Origin of the sequence: Asaia krungthepensis NRIC 0535 (assembly GCF_025995175.1) — a bacterium.
GTDB classification, from domain to species: Bacteria; Pseudomonadota; Alphaproteobacteria; order Acetobacterales; family Acetobacteraceae; genus Asaia; species Asaia krungthepensis.
Genome location: NZ_BAPV01000001.1, coordinates 124,710 through 141,724, shown reverse-complemented (window position 1 = coordinate 141,724; position 17,015 = coordinate 124,710). Strand labels below are relative to the sequence as shown.

At 61.7% G+C, this 17,015-nt stretch carries 17 protein-coding genes; 6 read left to right on the top strand and 11 right to left on the bottom strand.

What is annotated here, in order from left to right; genetic code table 11:
• Positions 1–20 precede the first annotated feature (20 nt).
• The gene (locus tag AA0535_RS00615) at positions 21–833 is read right to left on the bottom strand and encodes a creatininase family protein (protein ID WP_373319242.1); all 813 of its coding nucleotides are present in this window, start codon (positions 831–833) and stop codon (positions 21–23) included.
• Positions 834–992: 159 nt separating this feature from the next.
• On the opposite strand from AA0535_RS00615, the gene AA0535_RS00610 reads away from it, so the two are divergent.
• Together AA0535_RS00610 and AA0535_RS00605 are read left to right on the top strand one after the other, a co-directional pair.
• Positions 993–1,505 (top strand): DUF2721 domain-containing protein, encoded by a 513-nt coding sequence (locus AA0535_RS00610; RefSeq protein ID WP_264813936.1) that lies wholly within the window; start codon positions 993–995, stop codon positions 1,503–1,505.
• Positions 1,506–1,685: 180 nt separating this feature from the next.
• A complete protein-coding gene (locus AA0535_RS00605; RefSeq protein WP_264813935.1) occupies positions 1,686–1,817 on the top strand; it encodes a hypothetical protein in 132 nt (43 codons plus the stop codon).
• Between the two features lie 93 nt (positions 1,818–1,910).
• On the opposite strand, the gene AA0535_RS00600 is transcribed toward AA0535_RS00605, so the two are convergent.
• The 8 genes from AA0535_RS00600 to AA0535_RS00565 form a co-directional block, all read right to left on the bottom strand.
• Positions 1,911–3,563, bottom strand: coding sequence for an ArnT family glycosyltransferase (locus AA0535_RS00600; protein ID WP_264813934.1), 1,653 nt, complete (start codon positions 3,561–3,563; stop codon positions 1,911–1,913).
• An 8-nt stretch (positions 3,564–3,571) separates the two neighbouring features.
• Positions 3,572–4,297: a glycosyltransferase family 2 protein gene (locus AA0535_RS00595; protein ID WP_264813933.1), complete on the bottom strand. Its 726-nt coding sequence runs from the start codon at positions 4,295–4,297 to the stop codon at positions 3,572–3,574.
• A gap of 49 nt (positions 4,298–4,346) precedes the next feature.
• A complete protein-coding gene (locus tag AA0535_RS00590; protein WP_264813932.1) occupies positions 4,347–4,874 on the bottom strand; it encodes an ATP synthase F0 subunit B in 528 nt (175 codons plus the stop codon).
• 11 nt (positions 4,875–4,885) lie between these two features.
• The gene (locus tag AA0535_RS00585; RefSeq protein ID WP_127102979.1) at positions 4,886–5,488 is read right to left on the bottom strand and encodes a F0F1 ATP synthase subunit B family protein; all 603 of its coding nucleotides are present in this window, start codon (positions 5,486–5,488) and stop codon (positions 4,886–4,888) included.
• 22 nt (positions 5,489–5,510) lie between these two features.
• The gene (locus AA0535_RS00580) at positions 5,511–5,735 is read right to left on the bottom strand and encodes an ATP synthase subunit C family protein (protein ID WP_023977841.1); all 225 of its coding nucleotides are present in this window, start codon (positions 5,733–5,735) and stop codon (positions 5,511–5,513) included.
• Between the two features lie 57 nt (positions 5,736–5,792).
• Complete coding sequence (locus tag AA0535_RS00575; protein WP_264813931.1) at positions 5,793–6,542, bottom strand: F0F1 ATP synthase subunit A; 750 nt, start codon at positions 6,540–6,542, stop codon at positions 5,793–5,795.
• Positions 6,543–6,632: 90 nt separating this feature from the next.
• A complete protein-coding gene (locus AA0535_RS00570) occupies positions 6,633–6,974 on the bottom strand; it encodes an AtpZ/AtpI family protein (RefSeq protein ID WP_264813930.1) in 342 nt (113 codons plus the stop codon).
• A 140-nt stretch (positions 6,975–7,114) separates the two neighbouring features.
• The gene (locus tag AA0535_RS00565) at positions 7,115–8,755 is read right to left on the bottom strand and encodes a chloride channel protein (protein ID WP_264813929.1); all 1,641 of its coding nucleotides are present in this window, start codon (positions 8,753–8,755) and stop codon (positions 7,115–7,117) included.
• A gap of 312 nt (positions 8,756–9,067) precedes the next feature.
• Here AA0535_RS00565 and AA0535_RS00560 point away from each other — a divergent pair, with 312 nt between their 5' ends.
• Positions 9,068–9,847 carry an alpha/beta fold hydrolase gene (locus tag AA0535_RS00560; protein WP_264813928.1) on the top strand — a complete coding sequence of 260 codons (780 nt, stop codon included), beginning with the start codon at positions 9,068–9,070 and terminating at the stop codon, positions 9,845–9,847.
• Positions 9,848–9,876: 29 nt separating this feature from the next.
• Positions 9,877–11,274 (top strand): M20/M25/M40 family metallo-hydrolase, encoded by a 1,398-nt coding sequence (locus AA0535_RS00555; RefSeq protein WP_264813927.1) that lies wholly within the window; start codon positions 9,877–9,879, stop codon positions 11,272–11,274.
• 43 nt (positions 11,275–11,317) lie between these two features.
• Here the strand turns inward: AA0535_RS00555 and AA0535_RS00550 are convergent, their stop codons facing one another.
• A complete protein-coding gene (locus AA0535_RS00550; RefSeq protein WP_264813926.1) occupies positions 11,318–11,956 on the bottom strand; it encodes a DNA-3-methyladenine glycosylase family protein in 639 nt (212 codons plus the stop codon).
• Positions 11,957–12,190: 234 nt separating this feature from the next.
• On the opposite strand from AA0535_RS00550, the gene AA0535_RS00545 reads away from it, so the two are divergent.
• Together AA0535_RS00545 and AA0535_RS00540 are read left to right on the top strand one after the other, a co-directional pair.
• Entirely contained in the window at positions 12,191–13,288 is a 1,098-nt protein-coding gene (locus tag AA0535_RS00545; protein WP_264813925.1) for an energy transducer TonB, read from the top strand.
• A gap of 7 nt (positions 13,289–13,295) precedes the next feature.
• Entirely contained in the window at positions 13,296–13,763 is a 468-nt protein-coding gene (locus tag AA0535_RS00540; RefSeq protein ID WP_264813923.1) for a YbaK/EbsC family protein, read from the top strand.
• Positions 13,764–14,006: 243 nt separating this feature from the next.
• Here AA0535_RS00540 and gcvP read toward each other — a convergent pair whose 3' ends face one another.
• Complete coding sequence (gcvP, locus tag AA0535_RS00535; protein ID WP_264813922.1) at positions 14,007–16,898, bottom strand: aminomethyl-transferring glycine dehydrogenase; 2,892 nt, start codon at positions 16,896–16,898, stop codon at positions 14,007–14,009.
• Between the last annotated feature and the right edge of the window lie 117 nt (positions 16,899–17,015).

Below are 17,015 nucleotides of genomic sequence, written 5' to 3'. Positions count from 1 at the left end.
CTCCTTGAAAACGATTCATCTCAGCGGGATCTGCCGAGGGCATTGAGTGCTGCCTGAACCTGAATCTCCGTGCCGATACGCCCCAGATCCGCAGTGGCGGGACGGGGGTCGCCCCCATAGACACCCTGGGCCACGCCTGGCAGGGGCGCCGCCCTGAGGGCCTCTTCACGTACCATCCCCGGGTCGATGGCCAGCATGAGCGCCGTATCGCTCAGATCGGCATGTTTGCCCAGATCGGCCCCGAAGCCTTTCTGACGCAGGACCTGAGCGTAGGTGGACCCGATGCTATCGTAATAAGCGGCCAGGTAGATCGCTTCTCCCTGACCGCGCCATTTATTGTTCAGCCTGGCCACAGCCGCTTTGAGATAGGACAAATATCCCCCGTGATCGGCGATAAACACGACACGACGAAAACCCTGCACATGAAAGCTCTCTCCCGCGCCTTCGATCACCCCTTCGAACACGGCGGGCGGGATCGAGATGGTACCAGCAAAACGCATATGGGAGCTGCGCGGATCCGTCCCGCCTTCAGGCACATAGGCAATCACAGGCGCGGCCAGCGTGTGGCCAAGCGCCTGGGCGATCCGTTGAGCCTGCACTTCAGCCCGCACATTATGCTTGCCGACCGCAATATAGGGGCCGCTCTGTTCGGTCCCGCCCACGGGCACGATGATGGTGTCGGTGCCGCCTCGAATCTGAGTCTGGATTTCGGTCCAGGTGAGGCGGGAGAATTCGACGCTTGCAGCTTTTGCAGACCGTGCGGCGGCGAGAGCCAGTGGGGCAACCAGAAGAGCGGCGCAGAGACGCTGGCGCAGGGAGAGAAGGTTCGGCACGCGCGGAATTTCCACCTTGAAGCAGGGAGCATTCTGTTACAGCCTGTTCTAACACAGCTTCGGCCCCGTGCCAGTGCCGGGCCCTTGATGTTGCAGAGTTTTGCCAGGGCTGTAGAACCTGCCCCTCTCCTGCCCTCCAGACTCCGGAGCCCCTGCCCCATGGCGCTCGACCCTGTCGGCCTCAACGCCCTTCTGGCCCCCGAACCCATCGACAGCGTTGCGCATGTCATCCAGACCGCGCTGACCCCGGTTTTCATGCTGTCCGGCGTGGCCTCCCTCCTGACGCTCTTCAATACACGCCTGGCCCGGGTATCCGATCACGTGGAGGAAGTGGCGCATCGTCTGGACGGCCAGACGGATGATCCGGAGGAGCGCGCAAAACTCGAGCGTCATCAGCGCCGATTGAGACGCCGTGTCTTCGCACTCGACAGCGCCATCATGCTGGGGGGGGTGGGAGGCGCCTCGACCTGCGGCGCCGCTCTGGCGCTTTTCGTTGGCAGCCTGCACAACAGTCAGACCGTCGCCTGGCTCATCTTTCTGTTTGGAGGCGCCCTGTTCTGCACGGTCGGTGCGCTCTCTTCCTTTCTGGTCGACACGCTTCTTGCATGGCATGGCCTGAAAAGAGACGGTGCCCTTCCCAAGCCGATGGCGCTCATCAAAGCAACAAGATAACGTTCGAGGGTGGGGGAGGCGGAATTTTATATCCCTTTAATACCCCCAGTAACCCGTAAATAGAAACCATGTTCGTTCCATGCGTTTACTGCATTGCTGGAACGCGTTTTATGAGATTGCCTTTGGATCGGTTTAAGCGCTCTTACCGCGCCGACACATCAGATACCCAAGGAAATTCACATGTTCACCGTCGAAATCGCCAATCTTCTTGCTCACCCGTTCAGCGCGCTGAGCGCCCTGTCGATGATCTCCTTCATTCCCGTTATTGGCGCGCTTCTTGTTGCCACGATTGCTGCCGACCGTACCGCCTGATCACTCCACGGTTGGATAGATGATTACTTGAAGAAGTGAAGCGAATAGAAATAAGACCGCTTTCCCTCTTCAAGCTACTCATCCTGTCAGGCTCTACTGACGCACAGGGGCGAAAAGTCCCAGATCAAGATGATGACCATTGGAATAATTGAGCCCGTTCACACGGCCATATTCCGTCAGACCGAAGCCTTTGGCTGCCATAGAAGCATACAAGGCTGTTTCATCCTTTCGGTCGACCAGAACCAATGCGCAGGACGCATTCTTCGCAAGATAGTCTGACGCTGGCCCCACTCCCAGAAGCTTCGTGTTCGACCCTGCCAGAAAAGCCAGGCTCGGTTCGGAGTAGGAAACGGAAACGAGGGTACTGTCCTCGCAGGGGCGATAATCATCGTACAGAGCGGCAGCACGCGGTGCGAGCTGCAACAGACCCAGATTGGGGATGACCGTCAGGAAAATCCCTGCATGGATCACCACGGCCGCGCTCAGCATGACCCAGGCTGCCCGAAAGCGCTCAGTCTTCCAGATGAGCCAGAATGCGTAGAGTACCAGCGGCAAGGCCCCTGCAAACGCAATCAGGGCGCCATAATCGAGACGACGCTCGCTCGTCCAGAGCAGGATTGACCCTGCCACGACGAAAGCGAGGGAGAGTACCCCCCAGAGAAGCCCATAAAGCCCCATCATGCCTTTCGCCCAGAGCGCGTTGGGGCGATGCAGTGGCCAGCGGGTCAGGGTCGCGGCTGTGAGGATGGCAATTGCCGGATAGGTGGGCAATACGTAGTGCGGCAGCTTGGTGGCGATCGCCTCGAAAACGAGCCAGTGCGGAACGATCCAGCACAGCAGGAAGCGGATGGCTGGCTCGCGATGACGCGCCCAGATGGCGGGCAGGCCCAGAACCAGAAAGAGCGAACCGGGCCAGAAAGCCAGCAGGAAGACCGCGATATGGAAGCCCGGGGGCGAACCATGCGCCTGCTGCCCATGACCGATCTTCCCCAGAAAATTCGTCCCAACGGCACGCGAGAAGAATTCGCCATGGCTCACCACGCCGATGGCGATGCACCAGGGCAGTACCACGGCAAGGGTCAGCAACCAGCCCCAGCTCGGACGCAGGCGCCGGAACCAGCGCGCCTGACGCTCGATGATACGGAGCGCGAGAGGTGTCGCGAGACCGGGGATCAGCACCACCGGCCCCTTGAGCATGAGCCCGCAGCCAAGCGCCACCCAGTAAAGCAGCGCGATCGGGAGCGGCGTCACACGGTTACGCTGCTCATCCATATAGGCGCGCAGCAGCGCGGTCTGAACCAGCAGGATATCGAGCAGCAGCACCGTATCGATCGTGGCCATGCGGCCTTCAGCGGTCAGCAGCGTGGAAACCGCCAGAAAACCCGCCGCCAGAAGACCGGCCACCCCACCGAAAAGGCTCGCGCCGAGATAGGCGGTCAGGGTCACCGCCGCGATGGCGGCGATCAGGCTGGGGATGCGATAGGGCCAGGCGACATGACGCCTGTGAGCGCCGCCTGCGATTCTCTCGGCAGTCGCCTCGAGCCAGTAGATCCCCGCGGGCTGCAGATAGCGCGGCTGATCGAGAAAGCGGACATCGACATAATTGCCGCTCTCGATCATCTGGGCCGAGGCTTCCATGTAACGCGGCTCGTCGCGATCGAGCGGTACAAGGGTCATGCGTCCCGGCAGGAAGATCAGCAGGGTCAGCAAGGCCACGCCGAGATAGTGGCGCCAAGTCAGAGTCATGAGAGCCCTCAGCGTTCGGTTACGCGGCCCGGCAGTCTCGTACGATTGAGCAGCCACATGACACCCAGAAGATCACGGATGCCGACGAGCGCGCGATTGAAATTGGTATATTTGGACTGTCCGTGCAGACGGGCGCGATGACGCGTCTCCACACAGATGAGCTTTGCGCCGTAACAACCCAGCAGGGCGGGAAGAAAGCGGTGCACGCCTTCGAACTGGGGGATACGCAGGAAGGCAGAGCGCGCGAAAAGCTTCATCGGGGCGCCGGTATCGGGGCAGCCATCCTTGAGCAGACGACGACGCAGGCCATTGGCCAGCTTCGTGGCGATGATACGCGACAACCGATCGCTGCGCTTGAGGCGCACACCCACCACCAGCGGCTCACCCTCCTTGCAGGCCTCGGCCCGCTTGAGCATGTCGATGATGACCGCCGGATCGTCCTGTCCGTCACCATCGAGCGTGGCGACCCAATGCCCGCGCGCCGCCTCGATACCCGTGCGCAGGGCTGCCGATTTACCCCGACGCCGATCATGGCTCAACAGGCGCAGTCCGGGAAGCAGCTCCCCGCGCGCCGCCAGAAGCGCCTTGCAGGTGGCATCCGTGCTGCCATCATCGACAAAAAGGATTTCGATATCGGGGGCGTTCTCGAAGACGTTCGCGAGTTCCTCGCAAACCGGACGGATATTTTCCGCCTCGTTGAGAACAGCAATGACGATGGAAAGTCGTACACTCATGGCAGAAACCGCCTATGGCTTGTCCGGGCATGGAGCCCGGACAGATCGGTCACGCAGCGCTCTGGCTGCGCGATCCGGCCTCATTCGATGCCTTGAGCGCCTGGGGCAGGTCGCTGATACCCCGATCGAGCAGGGCTGAGGCCCCGGCCTGCTCAGAGCGCAGATACTGGCCAACCAGAGCGCGTGTTGCCTGGATCGCGGCATCGGCTGCAACCTCGCGCATTTCACGAATTGCCTGGCGCTCGGACGCAGCAATACGGTCACGCGCCATCTGCTCGCGACGCGACGCGACAGCCTCGGCTTCGCGGCGGGCATGCTCGGCAATAGCTGCGGCTTCCTCACGCGAACGCTCGATCAGGGCGCGGGATTCGGCCAGAGCCTGCTCACGCTCGCGCGTGGCATCCTCAAGCATCTTCTCGGCCTCACGACGCAGTCGGCTCGCTTCATCGAGGTTGCTACGGACCTGATTGGCGCGGGCGTCCAGAACGGCCGCAATGGCCTTCCAAAGCCTGCCACCGAACAGCACGAAGAAGGCGACGAAGGAAACGGCGACCCAAAAACGTTGATCGTGGAACATCGCGTTATCCCTCAGCCTCTGCTTGCCGCAAGACCGGTGCGGACGGCGTCCTGCACCTGTGCCTCGGAGATTGCATTCTCGATACCGGCGGGGCGCAGCAGCTTCTCGATCAGGCTCTGGGCCGTCTCGGTCGCCACGCCAGGCAGGCTCGCGAGCGCTTCTGCACGGGCAGAGGCGATGCGCTTCTCGGCTTCGGCAATATCGGCCATGAGCCGATGGTTCATTTCATGGGTCTGGGCTTCGGCAGCCGAACGGGCTTCCTGAACGACCCGGTCAATATTGGCCTGAGCCTGTGCGGCCGCGTCATGACGGGCGCGACGCAGCTCGTCAACGGCGCGATCAGCGTCGTCACGGGCACGGCGGGCAATATCGAGATCGCCCTCGATCCGGTTGCGTCGATGGGTCAGAACCCCTTCGATGCGCGGCAGGGCCGAGCGGCTCAGAATGACGTAGAAAACCGCGAAGATGACTGCTCCCCAGACCACTTGCCCGATGAGCAAGGGGTTGGAGAAGTCAAGCTGCGGCATGCCAACGGCCCAGGCCCGTCCCGGCACAGTGCCGAGCGCCAGCGCAATGGCCAGCGGGGCAGCGAGATTACGAGACGGAAGGCGCATGATGGCTATCCCTGCCTTTCGATCAGACGAAGAGGATCAGGAAGGCGATCAGAAGAGCGAACAGTGCGACGGCTTCCGTCAGCGCAAAGCCGAGCATGCCGAGGCCGAACACGTGGGGGCGAGCGGCAGGGTTGCGGGCGATCGAGCTCACCAGCGTCGAGAAAATGTTGCCGAGGCCGATGCCGACACCGGCAAGAGCGATAACAGCAATACCGGCGCCGATTTCGCGAGCAGCAGAGACGTCCATGAGTCAGGTTCCTTGGTTACAACGAAACAACAGTTGAGCGTGGATCGGGGCGTGCACTCAGTGCGCCACAGCCTCACGCAGATAAATGCAGGTGAGGATGGCGAACACATAAGCCTGCAGAACGCCCACCAGCAATTCCAGAGCCGTCAGTGCGACATTGATGACGACAGGCGCCACGGCCAGCACCGACCCGAAAGCTCCAAGACCAGCCAGCATCAGGGTGAAGCCGGCGAAAACTTCGAGCAGAACGTGACCAGCCATCATGTTGGCGAAAAGTCGGATCGACAGGCTGACGGGTCGCGAAAGAAAGGAAAGGATCTCGATCGGGATCAGAAGCGGCGCAAGGAACACAGGAGCACCTTCAGGCATGAAATGCGCGAAGAACTTGATGCCCTGGTATTTCAGCGAGGCCAGAATCGACACCACGAAAACGAGGATGGCCAGAGACGCCGTGACCGCAATATGGCTCGTGAAGGTGAAGCAATAAGGGATCAGGCCCAGATAGTTACCGGCCAGAATGAAGAAAAACAGAGCGAAAACGAACGGGAAGAAGGCGGTGCCTTCCTTGCCGATGGTTTCGACAGCCATGTTATGGATGAAGTCGTAGCCCAGTTCGGCCGCGGCCTGCATTCGTCCCGGCACCACGGCGGCGGGGCGCATGCCAATATACAGGAAGCCGAGAACCAGGACGATAGCCACCAGCATGAAGGCCGGAGACTGGCTGAAGCGCAGCGCCTCGCCGATCTGCCCGAGAACAGGATGAAGCTCGAACTGGCCGAGCGCGTCAATCGTTGATCCGGCGGCCAAGCTGCCTCTCCCGTTTACGATGCAGACCCCGGGAGAACCCCGGCGATCCATGAAAACCCAAAAACCGGCACATGACCCTGCGCCAGCACGTCAGACGTTGGCGTTTTTCACCGCACGCCAGACATTCAGCATTCCTGCCGCACCGCCGACGAGCGAGAACAGGATCAGAAAAAGAGGCTTGGTCCCGCACAGGCGATCAAGCCCATACCCCAGAACCACACCGACAACCAGCGCCGCGACCATCTCGGTCCCGATCCTCATTGCCAGCCCGAATGCCGAGTAATCGGCATTGCCACTATCCCGCGTGGAAACGTTGTCCGACTTGCCGCTTTTGCCGCGCATCCGGGCTTCAGCCTCTGCAAGCCTCTTGTCGAAGCTCTCAGCACCTTCGCCCGCTTGCGAGGAAACGTTCAGGTCGTCCTGTGCGCCCACGATTCCATACCTCGCTTTTCTCCCCTGAGCGGGGAGTCCTTGGTGCGCGTCTGCTACCCATGTCGACGTGTCGTGTCAACGCCTCGTAACAGCTGGACAATGATTTCTTCAGCCCGGTTCGCCCCGCTGCGCCTTGCGTGTCACACCATACGCGCCTCTCCGGCCAGCTCCCTTCTGGTGCGGTCCAGAGCCTCGGCATAGCGGCGCAGGACATATTTCTCACTCAGTATTCCCACGACCCTTGCGGAGGCAAAATCAGCCACAACAACAAGTGCATCTGCCTCGGCCCGCTCGAACAGTCCGACCGCCTCACGGCAGGACATGCCCGGTATCAGAACCGTCTCCCTCTGCAGGGCGAGGCTCGCCAAAGACCGCTCGGGCGCATGATCGGGGGCGTGAATCTCAGACAGCAACACGATCCCGCGATAACGCCCCCCCGGCTCTGTCAGAACGATGTGCGGCCCCATACCAAGCGGGCAGCTCAGCCGCGCCTCGGCAAGACACATCTCCGGGGCGCGACAGGGCACTTCGCGCTGCATCAGTTTCTCGACCACGAGTTCGCGCAGCCAGCCCACATCGATAGCTGAGCGAATCGATTCCCCTCTCTGGTGGAACCGCCATGTCGCAAAGGAATAACCGAAGAGCTGGCGCACCGTCAGGAGAGAGAGCACGCTGGCCAGCAACACACCGCTTGCAAGCGACAGATCTGCGGTCATCTCAAGGATCAGGCAGGTCATGGTCATGGGCACACCGATGATCGCGACCGCCGTGGCGCTCATACCGAGCACGGCGCAGGTCGTGACCGAGGGGCCTCCCTGGCCCAATGACTCGAGGCCAAAGCCAAAAAGCGACCCTGAGAGCACCCCAAGATAAAGCGAGGCGAAAAACAGCCCACCCCGAAAGCCGCTGCCGATGGAAATGGACGAGGCCATGACCTTGAAAATGAGGAGCAGGCAGATGGGCCCGAGAGCCTGCCCTTCCTCCAGAACCTTTCTGACCGCAGCATGGCCCGCCGAGAGAATGGAGGGCGAATAAAGCGCGAGCCCCCCTACCATGAGCCCGCCCAGCGCAGGACGCAGCCAAGACGGCAACGACAGGTGGCGGAACACTGTTTCGGCCAGAGTGACGCCCCGCATGGTGCCAATGCCGATCAGCCCGCAGAACACGCCGAGCGCCAGCACCGGGAGCGTATCGCGCAGGGTCAACTGAGGATGGGGCAGAAGAGAAAGCGTCGTGCTGACGCCTCCCAGCAGATGAGCCGTCCCCACAGCCGCGATACACGCTACCGCCACAGGCGCCAGATTGACGAGGGAATAGGTCCCTATCACCAGCTCGAACGCATAGAACGCGCCCGCGATGGGGGCATCGAAAGCCGCCCCGATCGCGCCCCCAGCTCCGCATCCCACCAGGATACGCAAATCGGCGCGGCGCACCCTGAAAAGGCGGCCGCAGAAACTCCCGAGTGCCGCTGCAATCTGCGTGAACCCAGCCTCAAGCCCCAGCGAGGCGCCGCTGCCATTGGAGAGGAAGGTCTGGAACGCCACGATAGCGCTGTCACGCACAGACATACGTCCACCATGCAGGGCATTGGCCTCGATCGGGTCAACGGGTCGATGGCGGAAGCGTTTCGCGATCAGTAGCCCGAACAGGCCAAGTACCAACCCGCCCAGACACGGCATCACAAGAGTGCGCCATGGGGCGAGGCTGGTCAGTCCGGAAAGGCGCCCATCATTATGCAGGTCATAAAGCCAGCGATGCGCTGCAAGCGTGCTGCAGGTCATGACCCACACGCTCACCCCTGCAAGAGCGCCGACACAAGACGATAGAACAGTCAACCAGATTTCATTGGATCGCACGAGGGCGCGGGCATAGTACGGAACATGCACCATCTGGCGGATTCGCGTGACGGCCTGCCGGCGTACAGCTTTGTGGAACCCTGAACCCAAGAGAGATCCTGACATGACTTTGAGGACCGAAGCAGATCGCTGTCCTTATTGTCGGTCCGACTTGCCCCAGGCAACAGAAAACCCCAGACTCCGCCTCTGCCTCACACGGCGCCCGACTGGTCAAATGCCTGAAAGGACCCCTTCATCGTGCAGCTGAACGTTATCGAACGCCTATCGGCCCAGCCGGCCGGACATCCGCCGGTCGTGTTCCTGCATGGCCTGTTCGGACGCGCACGCAATATGGGGTTTCTGCAGCGTCAGGTGGCTCATACGCATCGCACACTGGCGCTTGATCTGCGCAACCACGGCGACAGCCCTCACGGACCTATGGATTATCCGGCCATGGTAGAGGATGTGGTGGAGACCCTGCGCGCCCATGATGCCTTGCCCGCCATTCTTGTCGGTCATTCCATGGGCGGCAAGCTGGCCATGATCATGGCCCTGCAGCATCCCGAACTGGTATCGGGACTGCTTGTAGGTGACATGGCGCCTGCACGGACGGGCTTCGGTCAGGCCAAGCTTGCCGAGGCCATGCTGCACATCCATTTCCCGGATCATCTCGACCGTCAGGGCGCGGATCAGCTTCTTGCGAAGGAAATCCCAAACCGGAGCGTACGCGATCTCATGCTCCAGAATGTTCGTCTGGGCACCGAGCCTGGCTGGCAGATTGGCCTCAGGGATATCACGAACTCGATGCCCAACATCGAAAACTGGCCCTATGTGCCCGAAGGCTATGTCTATGACGGGCCAACACTTTTCCTGCGTGGCGAACATTCCCCCTATATCGCCAAGGATCACGAACCTGTCATGCGCCGGTTGTTTCCTCGTTACACGCTCGAGACCATTCCGGATGCCGGACACTGGCTCCACGCCGATAACCCCAAGCTTTTCTCCGAGAAAATGCTCGATTTCATCAACTCCATATGATGCCCCTTCTCTCTTTTTCCGGATTCCGGATGACCATGTTCAGACGCGCTGCCCTGCTGCTGTTGCTCGCGACCGGTACCGCACAGGCCGAGCCGCTGCCCGCCCTCACCCGTGAGGGGCTGCAGGCCCTCACTCTGGCAGAATCCTCCATATCGCTCCGCTCGGTTGCGGGTGCGCAGAACGAGACGGTATCGGTAGCAGAGCTTTATCGAAAGGCGCTCGTGTCCGGCGGCTTTCCCGAGTCAGCCATCACGATCACGCGTCAGGATGACACCGCTTTTCTGGTGCTGCGCTGGCGGGGCCAGGATGCTTCGCTGAAGCCGCTGGTGATCTCGGGGCATATGGACGTGGTCGCTGCTAACGCCACAGACTGGACACGCGACCCGTTCACTCCTGTCGTGGAAGACGGTTATCTGTTCGGCCGTGGCTCCACAGACATGAAGATGAGCAATGCGCTGGCCATCACGGCGCTGATCCATCTGCGCCAGCACGACTACAAGCCAGAGCGTGACATCGTCCTTGCCCTGTCAGGGGACGAGGAAACCTCCATGAAGACCGGCCAGATCCTGGCCAAGATGTTCTCCAATGCGTCCCAGGTCCTCAATCTCGACGCGGGCGGTGGCACACTGGACGAGGAAACGGGCCGCCCCCTCTATTATACCTGGTCAGGTGCGGAAAAAACCTATGCCGATCTCAGCCTCGATGTAGCCGATCCGGGCGGACATTCTTCGGAGCCACGCGCTCGCAATGCGATCGATGTACTTGCGGCGGCACTCCTCAAGGTCCAGGCCCATAGCTTTCGACCCGAGCTTAATGCCCTGACGCGCAGCTATTTCATGAATGCAGCTCGCTTCTCGCCCCCCAAACTAGCCGCAGCCATGCGTATCTTTGCAGCGAGCCCCGACAACGCGAAGGCCGTTGCGATCCTACGCGCAGACCCTGCTCTGGTGGGAAGTATCGGCACAACCTGCGTAGTGACCATGGTTCATGGCGGCCATGCCCCAAATGCCCTACCGCAGCGCGCACAGGCCAACATCAATTGCCGTATCTTTCCCGGCCACTCCCGCTACGACATGATCCGGGAGCTGACCGCCGTGATCGATGACCCGTCGGTCCATATCGCAGATCAGACCGCAGGGTCGGTCGAGACCCAGCCTTCCCCCCTCGATACGCCATTCTCGGCTGCCGTGGCACGCGCCGCGCATGAAGCCTATCCGGATGTTCCTGTCTTTCCGAGCATGAGTTCGGGTGCGAGCGACAGCATGTGGTTTCGTGCGCTCAACATACCGAGTTACGGGGCATCGCCCATTTTCATGAAATCCTCTGATGATTTCAGTCACGGGCTCAATGAACGCGTGCCCCTGTCGACCATCACGCCCGGACTGCATTTCCTCCTCTCGCTCATTCCGGATCTTGCCAGAAAATAACCAGGCCAGCCTCTGACGGCGGGTCGGCCATGGCCGACCCTGTCTAGCCGGTCAGAGCATTCTTGATCGTCTTGCCTTCTTCGGACAGACGCCAGAGATACCACGCAAGGCCCGACCGCCATGGCGCGAAACGCTCACCCTCTCCCCGCAGCGCGGCGGGCCGAGGTGGGAGTTCCATACCCCTGAGCTTCTGCCAGCCTGCCCTTATGGCAAAATCATCGACCGGCAGCACATCCTGCCGCCCCAGCGTAAAGATGAGTAACATCTCAACCGTCCAGCGTCCGACGCCACGCAGGGCAGTCAGGCGTGTCACCAGCGTTTCATCATCCAGCATGGCAGCGTCCTCAGCACCGGGGACGATGTTGTCCAGTCGCGCCTGCGCCAACCCGCGCAATGCAATAAGTTTGGCTGCGGATAATCCGCATCGGCGTAGTTCCTCTTCCGGCAAGGCAATCAGGGCCTCAGGAGAGGGCATTTCCCCGCCAGCAAGGGCGCAGACCCGGCCCAGTATGGCTTCCGCTGCACGGCCATGAAGCTGCTGTCCGATAATGGCCCGGAACAAGGCCTGATAGGGTGTCTTGCCATCTGCTCCGCGAAGACGGCAGGGACCGATGCGCTCGATCGCTTCGGCAAGGGCCGGATCCTGCCCAAGGCAGTCATAAAGGGCAGGAATATCGTACACGCGTTTTTCCCTTATGTAACAGGTAAGGCGCTGATGCGCTTGGCAAGATCATGGGTCCAATGCCATGATAGCGCCAGATGCCAGATCGTGTCGTGATGCAGGGAGTGCCTGCCCGGCTGCGTGGCGGCGTGTGTTCCGATTCTTGCAGGTGTTCTTCTGAAACGCACCCGACCCGTCGATCCGGCTTCACCTTCTCCCGGTGGGGCCAATGGCCCGCGCCCGGACAGAAAACGGGTGCGAAACGAGCCGCTGCTCTTTGCACCGACGGCACGATCGGCGCGCGCCCTGCCGCCCATGAAGGGTGCGCGCGCGCCCATCACCCATTACGAGCCCAGGACAGGTCTCGAACCCGATCTCAAGCCCGCAAGCACGTCACTGATCCGCCCTCAGGTTCTGGAAGACCCGGGCGTCACGACCGTTCTCATCGCCTCGGCCATCGCCCATGCCCTATTGATCGGCTTGCTGCTGCTCGAAGGCGCCCGCCATGCGCGTGGCCTGCCCGACGGTATGGAACAACCCCAGGTCGAGATGATGTTCGCGCCGCCCTCCCGCAGTGGCATGGCTGGCCCGCATGAGGACAAGCCGGGCGGTGAGGAAAAACCCTCATCGAGCCATGATGCCCCTTCGGCCTCCAGCCCCGAGCAACAGCAGGAGCAACAACCCGATCAGGCCGAATCCACCCCGACCCCGGCCGTCCCGACGCCCACACCGCCCGCAGCCCCGCCTGTCCCCGAAGGCCCCTCGACAGAGTTGCCCAAGACCCAGACAGACCGTCCGGTCAGCCCCGGCATTGCCAAATCGGGCAAGCAGACCCAGACACGGGCCCATAGCCATCGTTCGAGCCGCCGCCCGACCACCAGGCAGTCGGATAACCCCTTCGCGAACATGACCACGCTCGATTTTGGCGAGGCCCCCTCCACCCCGCGTCGCCAGCGCGGGCGCCGTGGCGGTTCGGGTGCGCCGATCGACATGTCGCTCGGTCCACTATCGACCAATGGTCAGATCAACGCACCGTTCATGACGCGCAACTCCATTCGCGGGGTGAGCGATGACTATGGGAGCGAGATCGATCGCTGGATTCGCGCGCATCTCTATTATCCCGAGGACGCCATCAAGAATGGCGAGGACGGCCCCTCCTCCGTGCATGTGGTTCTGGACCGCAACGGACGGGTGAAGTCCGTACGACTCACCGGGCAGTCAGGCTCCTATTCGCTCGATGCCGCGACCACGGGCATGTTCCAGGGTGCCCAACTCCCCCCCGTTCCGCCCGATATGAAGGGCGACCATTTCGATATCGACCTCACCATCAATTATATCCTGATCAGACGCTGAGACCCGTATGAGCCTGGACTCCGTTCGCGACGAACTCGCCCGCCTTGCCCCCGATCTGTCGATCATCGATGACGGCCGCAGCACCGCCACCGTTCTCGAAGCGGCCGAAGTCCACAATGTGGAGCCCGACCAGATTGCGAAGACGCTGTGCGTGGATGTGGGCGGGCGTATCGTACTCGTGGTCATGGCGGGCACGGCACGGCTCGACAACAGGCGCGCCCGCGAAGCGCTGGGCGGCAAGCCCCGCTTTCTGGGCCCTGAAGCCGTGCTCGACGTCACCAGCCACCCGGTTGGCGGTGTCTGCCCTTTTGGTCTGCCCGCTCCCCTCCCCGTCTATTGCGATGAGTCCCTCCAGGCCTTCGACGAAATCATCCCCGCCGCCGGGTCGATCACGGCTTCGGTACGCATGACGCCGCAACGCCTTATCGAATTGACAGGCGGGGTTTGGGTTCATGTGCGGCAGGATGGGAAGTGAGCGTTCTTTTTTGGAAAAAAGAACCAAAAAACTTTTGATTCGATGAGCGTTTGAGCCGGGAGGGGGCAAGAAGGCGCAAGTGCCGGTTCAGGGGGCACCGCCGATTGATAGAATGCCTCCGGCGGTCCGAGGGCTAAAGCGCTCCCCAATGCCTCCAGCCAAAACCAAAAAAGTCTTTTTGCTTCTTTTTCTTCCAGAAAAAGAAGCCCCCCGCCCCTCAAAAGGGACGAGGGTCGACCCAGCTTACTCCGCAGCTTCGGCGTAGCTGGAAATATCCGGACAGGAACAAACCAGATTGCGGTCACCCCAGGCGTTATCGATACGGTTGACCGGTGCAAAATACTTTACGCGGTCCAGCCCGTTAGGGAAGCAGCCCTGCATACGGTCGTACTCACGGTCCCATTCACCCACCAGATCGGCGGTGCTGTGAGGCGCATGACGCAGCGGACTGGCCTCCATGGCGATGGCTCCGGATTCGATTGATCGGATCTCTTCACGGATGGCGATCATGGCGTCGCAGAAGCGATCCAGCTCGGCCTTGCCTTCGGACTCGGTCGGCTCGATCATGAAGGTGCCTGCCACGGGGAAGCTGACCGTCGGGGCATGGAAGCCATGGTCGATCAGGCGCTTGGCGATGTCATCCACCGTGACACCCACAGCATCCTTGAGCGGACGCAGATCGATGATGCATTCATGCGCGGTGCGTCCGTTGCTGCCGCGATAGAGCACCGGATAATGCGGCTCGAGACGGGCTGCGATGTAATTGGCGTTCAGGATCGCCATTTCGGTGGCCTCGCGCAGACTGTCATCGCCCATCATGAGCACATAGGCGACCGAAATCGGCAGGATGGAGGCCGAGCCAAAAGGGGCTGCCGACACCGCGCGGGCATCGCCACGTTCCGGGCGACCGGGCAGATGCGGGGCGAGATGCGCCTTGACCCCGATCGGTCCCATGCCCGGACCGCCGCCGCCATGCGGGATGCAGAAGGTCTTGTGCAGGTTGAAATGCGACACGTCGGCGCCGTACAGACCGGGACGCGCCAGACCGACCTGCGCGTTCATGTTGGCGCCGTCCAGATAGACCTGACCGCCCGCCTCGTGGACGAGATCGCAGATTTCCATCACGGCCTCCTCGAACACGCCATGCGTCGAGGGATAAGTGAGCATGAGGGCTGCGATACGGCCTTCATTCTGGGCGATCTTCTTGCGCAGATCCTCCAGATCGACATTGCCTGAGGCGTCGCAGGCGGTCACGACCACACGCATGCCAACCATCTGGGCAGAAGCCGGATTGGTGCCATGAGCCGAGGCCGGAATCAGACAGACATCGCGCTCGCTCTGACCATTGGCCTGATGATAGGCGCGAATGGCCAGCAATCCGGCATATTCGCCCTGCGCGCCGGAATTGGGCTGGAGCGAAACGGCATCGTACCCGCTCACGGCGCAAAGAGCGTGTTCGAGAATGCCGAAAAGCTCCTGATAGCCTTCGGTCTGATCGGCTGGCGCAAAAGGATGAAGCGCTCCGAATTCCGGCCAGGTGATGGGGATCATCTCGGCCGTGGCATTCAGCTTCATGGTGCAGGAGCCGAGCGGGATCATGGTGCGATCGAGCGCCAGATCCATGTCGGACAGTCGGCGCATATAGCGCAACAGATCCGTCTCGGAGCGATGCGCGTGGAAGACGGCGGCCGTCATGAACGCCCCGCTGCGCGTCAGCGATTCCGGGATGGTCGTGTTACCGTCCAGCTTGGCTTCGAGCGCGGCAAGACGCGCATCATCCGGGCAGAAGCAGCGCCACAGCGCCTTGATATGACTCGCCTCGGTGGTTTCGTCACAGGCGATACCCAGACGACCCTGACCGGCATCGCGCAGATTGATCCCGGCCTTGCGGGCGCGCTCGAGCACGAGGGCCGCGGACTCACCGGCTTCGACCGTGATGGTGTCGAAGAAAACGCCGGTCTCGACCTTGACGGCCAGTTCGCGCAGACCTTCGGCCAGAATGGATGCAAGACGGTTCACGCGATGGGCGATGGCGCGGAGACCTTCCGGGCCGTGATAGACCGCATACATCGAGGCGATGACTGCCAGAAGCACCTGTGCCGTGCAGATGTTTGAGGTCGCCTTCTCGCGACGAATATGCTGCTCGCGAGTCTGGAGCGCGAGGCGATAGGCCGAAGCCCCACGGCTGTCACGCGACACACCAACCAGACGGCCCGGCATGGTGCGCTTATAGGCATCACGCACGGCCATGAACCCGGCATGGGGACCACCAAAGCCCATGGGCACGCCAAAACGCTGCATGGAGCCGATGGCGATATCTGCCCCCAGCTTGCCAGGCGCTTCAAGCATGACGAGAGCCAGCGGGTCGCAGGTAAGGGCTGCAATCGCGCCCTTTTCATGCAGGGACGCAATCACCCCACGAAAATCGCGCACCGCACCCGAACTGCCCGGATAGGAAAGCAGCGCACCGAAAACGGCTTCAGGATCGAGATCGGTTTCGGGATTACCGAGCTGAATGGTCCAGCCCAGAGGCTCGGCACGTGTCCGCAGCACCGCAAGGGTCTGGGGATGCGTGTCGGAATCGACGAAGAATACCGTGCTCTTGGTCTTGGCGTTGCGCTGGGCGAGCGCCATGGCTTCGGCGCAGGCCGTGGCCTCGTCCAGAAGCGACGCATTGGCGATATCGAGCCCGGTCAGATCACAGACCAGCGTCTGGAAATTCAGCAGCGCTTCGAGGCGACCCTGGCTGATTTCAGGCTGATACGGCGTATAGGCCGTGTACCAGGCCGGGTTCTCGAGGATGTTACGCTGGATCACGGGAGGCAGGATCGTGCCGTGATAGCCCTGCCCGATCATGGACTGCATGACCACATTGCGGCTTGCGATCTGCTTCAGCCGCGCCAGTGCCTCGCTCTCGGTCAGCGCAGGACCGACGCCAGAGGCCTTGCGGTCCAGAATGGCAGAAGGCACGGTCTGCTCGATCAGCGCATCGATGCTCGGTACACCGAGCGTCTTGAGCATGGAAACGACTTCGCCGGGACGCGGGCCGTTATGGCGCGAGACGAACTGGTCGTCTTCATGCGCGGGCCATAGCGATGTATTGGGCGACGTATTGAGCGGGGCGTTACGGGTCACGTCTCGGCAGATCCTCGTCAGGAACGCAAACGAGTCAGGACGGCACGGGCCACCCTGTGCTCGGAAGGAAGCATCAGACCGGCCATCCGGATCTGACGGTACAAAAGGAGCCGGACC

Excerpts from the sequence above, each read along its gene's own strand:
- AA0535_RS00600 (WP_264813934.1), bottom strand. The coding sequence starts at position 3,563 with ATGACTCTGACTTGGCGCCACTATCTCGGCGTGGCCTTGCTGACCCTG.
- AA0535_RS00590 (WP_264813932.1), bottom strand. The coding sequence starts at position 4,874 with ATGTTCCACGATCAACGTTTTTGGGTCGCCGTTTCCTTCGTCGCCTTC.
- AA0535_RS00585 (WP_127102979.1), bottom strand. The coding sequence starts at position 5,488 with ATGCGCCTTCCGTCTCGTAATCTCGCTGCCCCGCTGGCCATTGCGCTG.
- AA0535_RS00555 (WP_264813927.1), top strand. The coding sequence starts at position 9,877 with ATGACCATGTTCAGACGCGCTGCCCTGCTGCTGTTGCTCGCGACCGGT.
- AA0535_RS00605 (WP_264813935.1), top strand. The coding sequence starts at position 1,686 with ATGTTCACCGTCGAAATCGCCAATCTTCTTGCTCACCCGTTCAGCGCG.
- AA0535_RS00580 (WP_023977841.1), bottom strand. The coding sequence starts at position 5,735 with ATGGACGTCTCTGCTGCTCGCGAAATCGGCGCCGGTATTGCTGTTATC.
- AA0535_RS00610 (WP_264813936.1), top strand. The coding sequence starts at position 993 with ATGGCGCTCGACCCTGTCGGCCTCAACGCCCTTCTGGCCCCCGAACCC.
- AA0535_RS00540 (WP_264813923.1), top strand. The coding sequence starts at position 13,296 with ATGAGCCTGGACTCCGTTCGCGACGAACTCGCCCGCCTTGCCCCCGAT.
- AA0535_RS00565 (WP_264813929.1), bottom strand. The coding sequence starts at position 8,755 with ATGACCTGCAGCACGCTTGCAGCGCATCGCTGGCTTTATGACCTGCAT.
- AA0535_RS00595 (WP_264813933.1), bottom strand. The coding sequence starts at position 4,297 with ATGAGTGTACGACTTTCCATCGTCATTGCTGTTCTCAACGAGGCGGAA.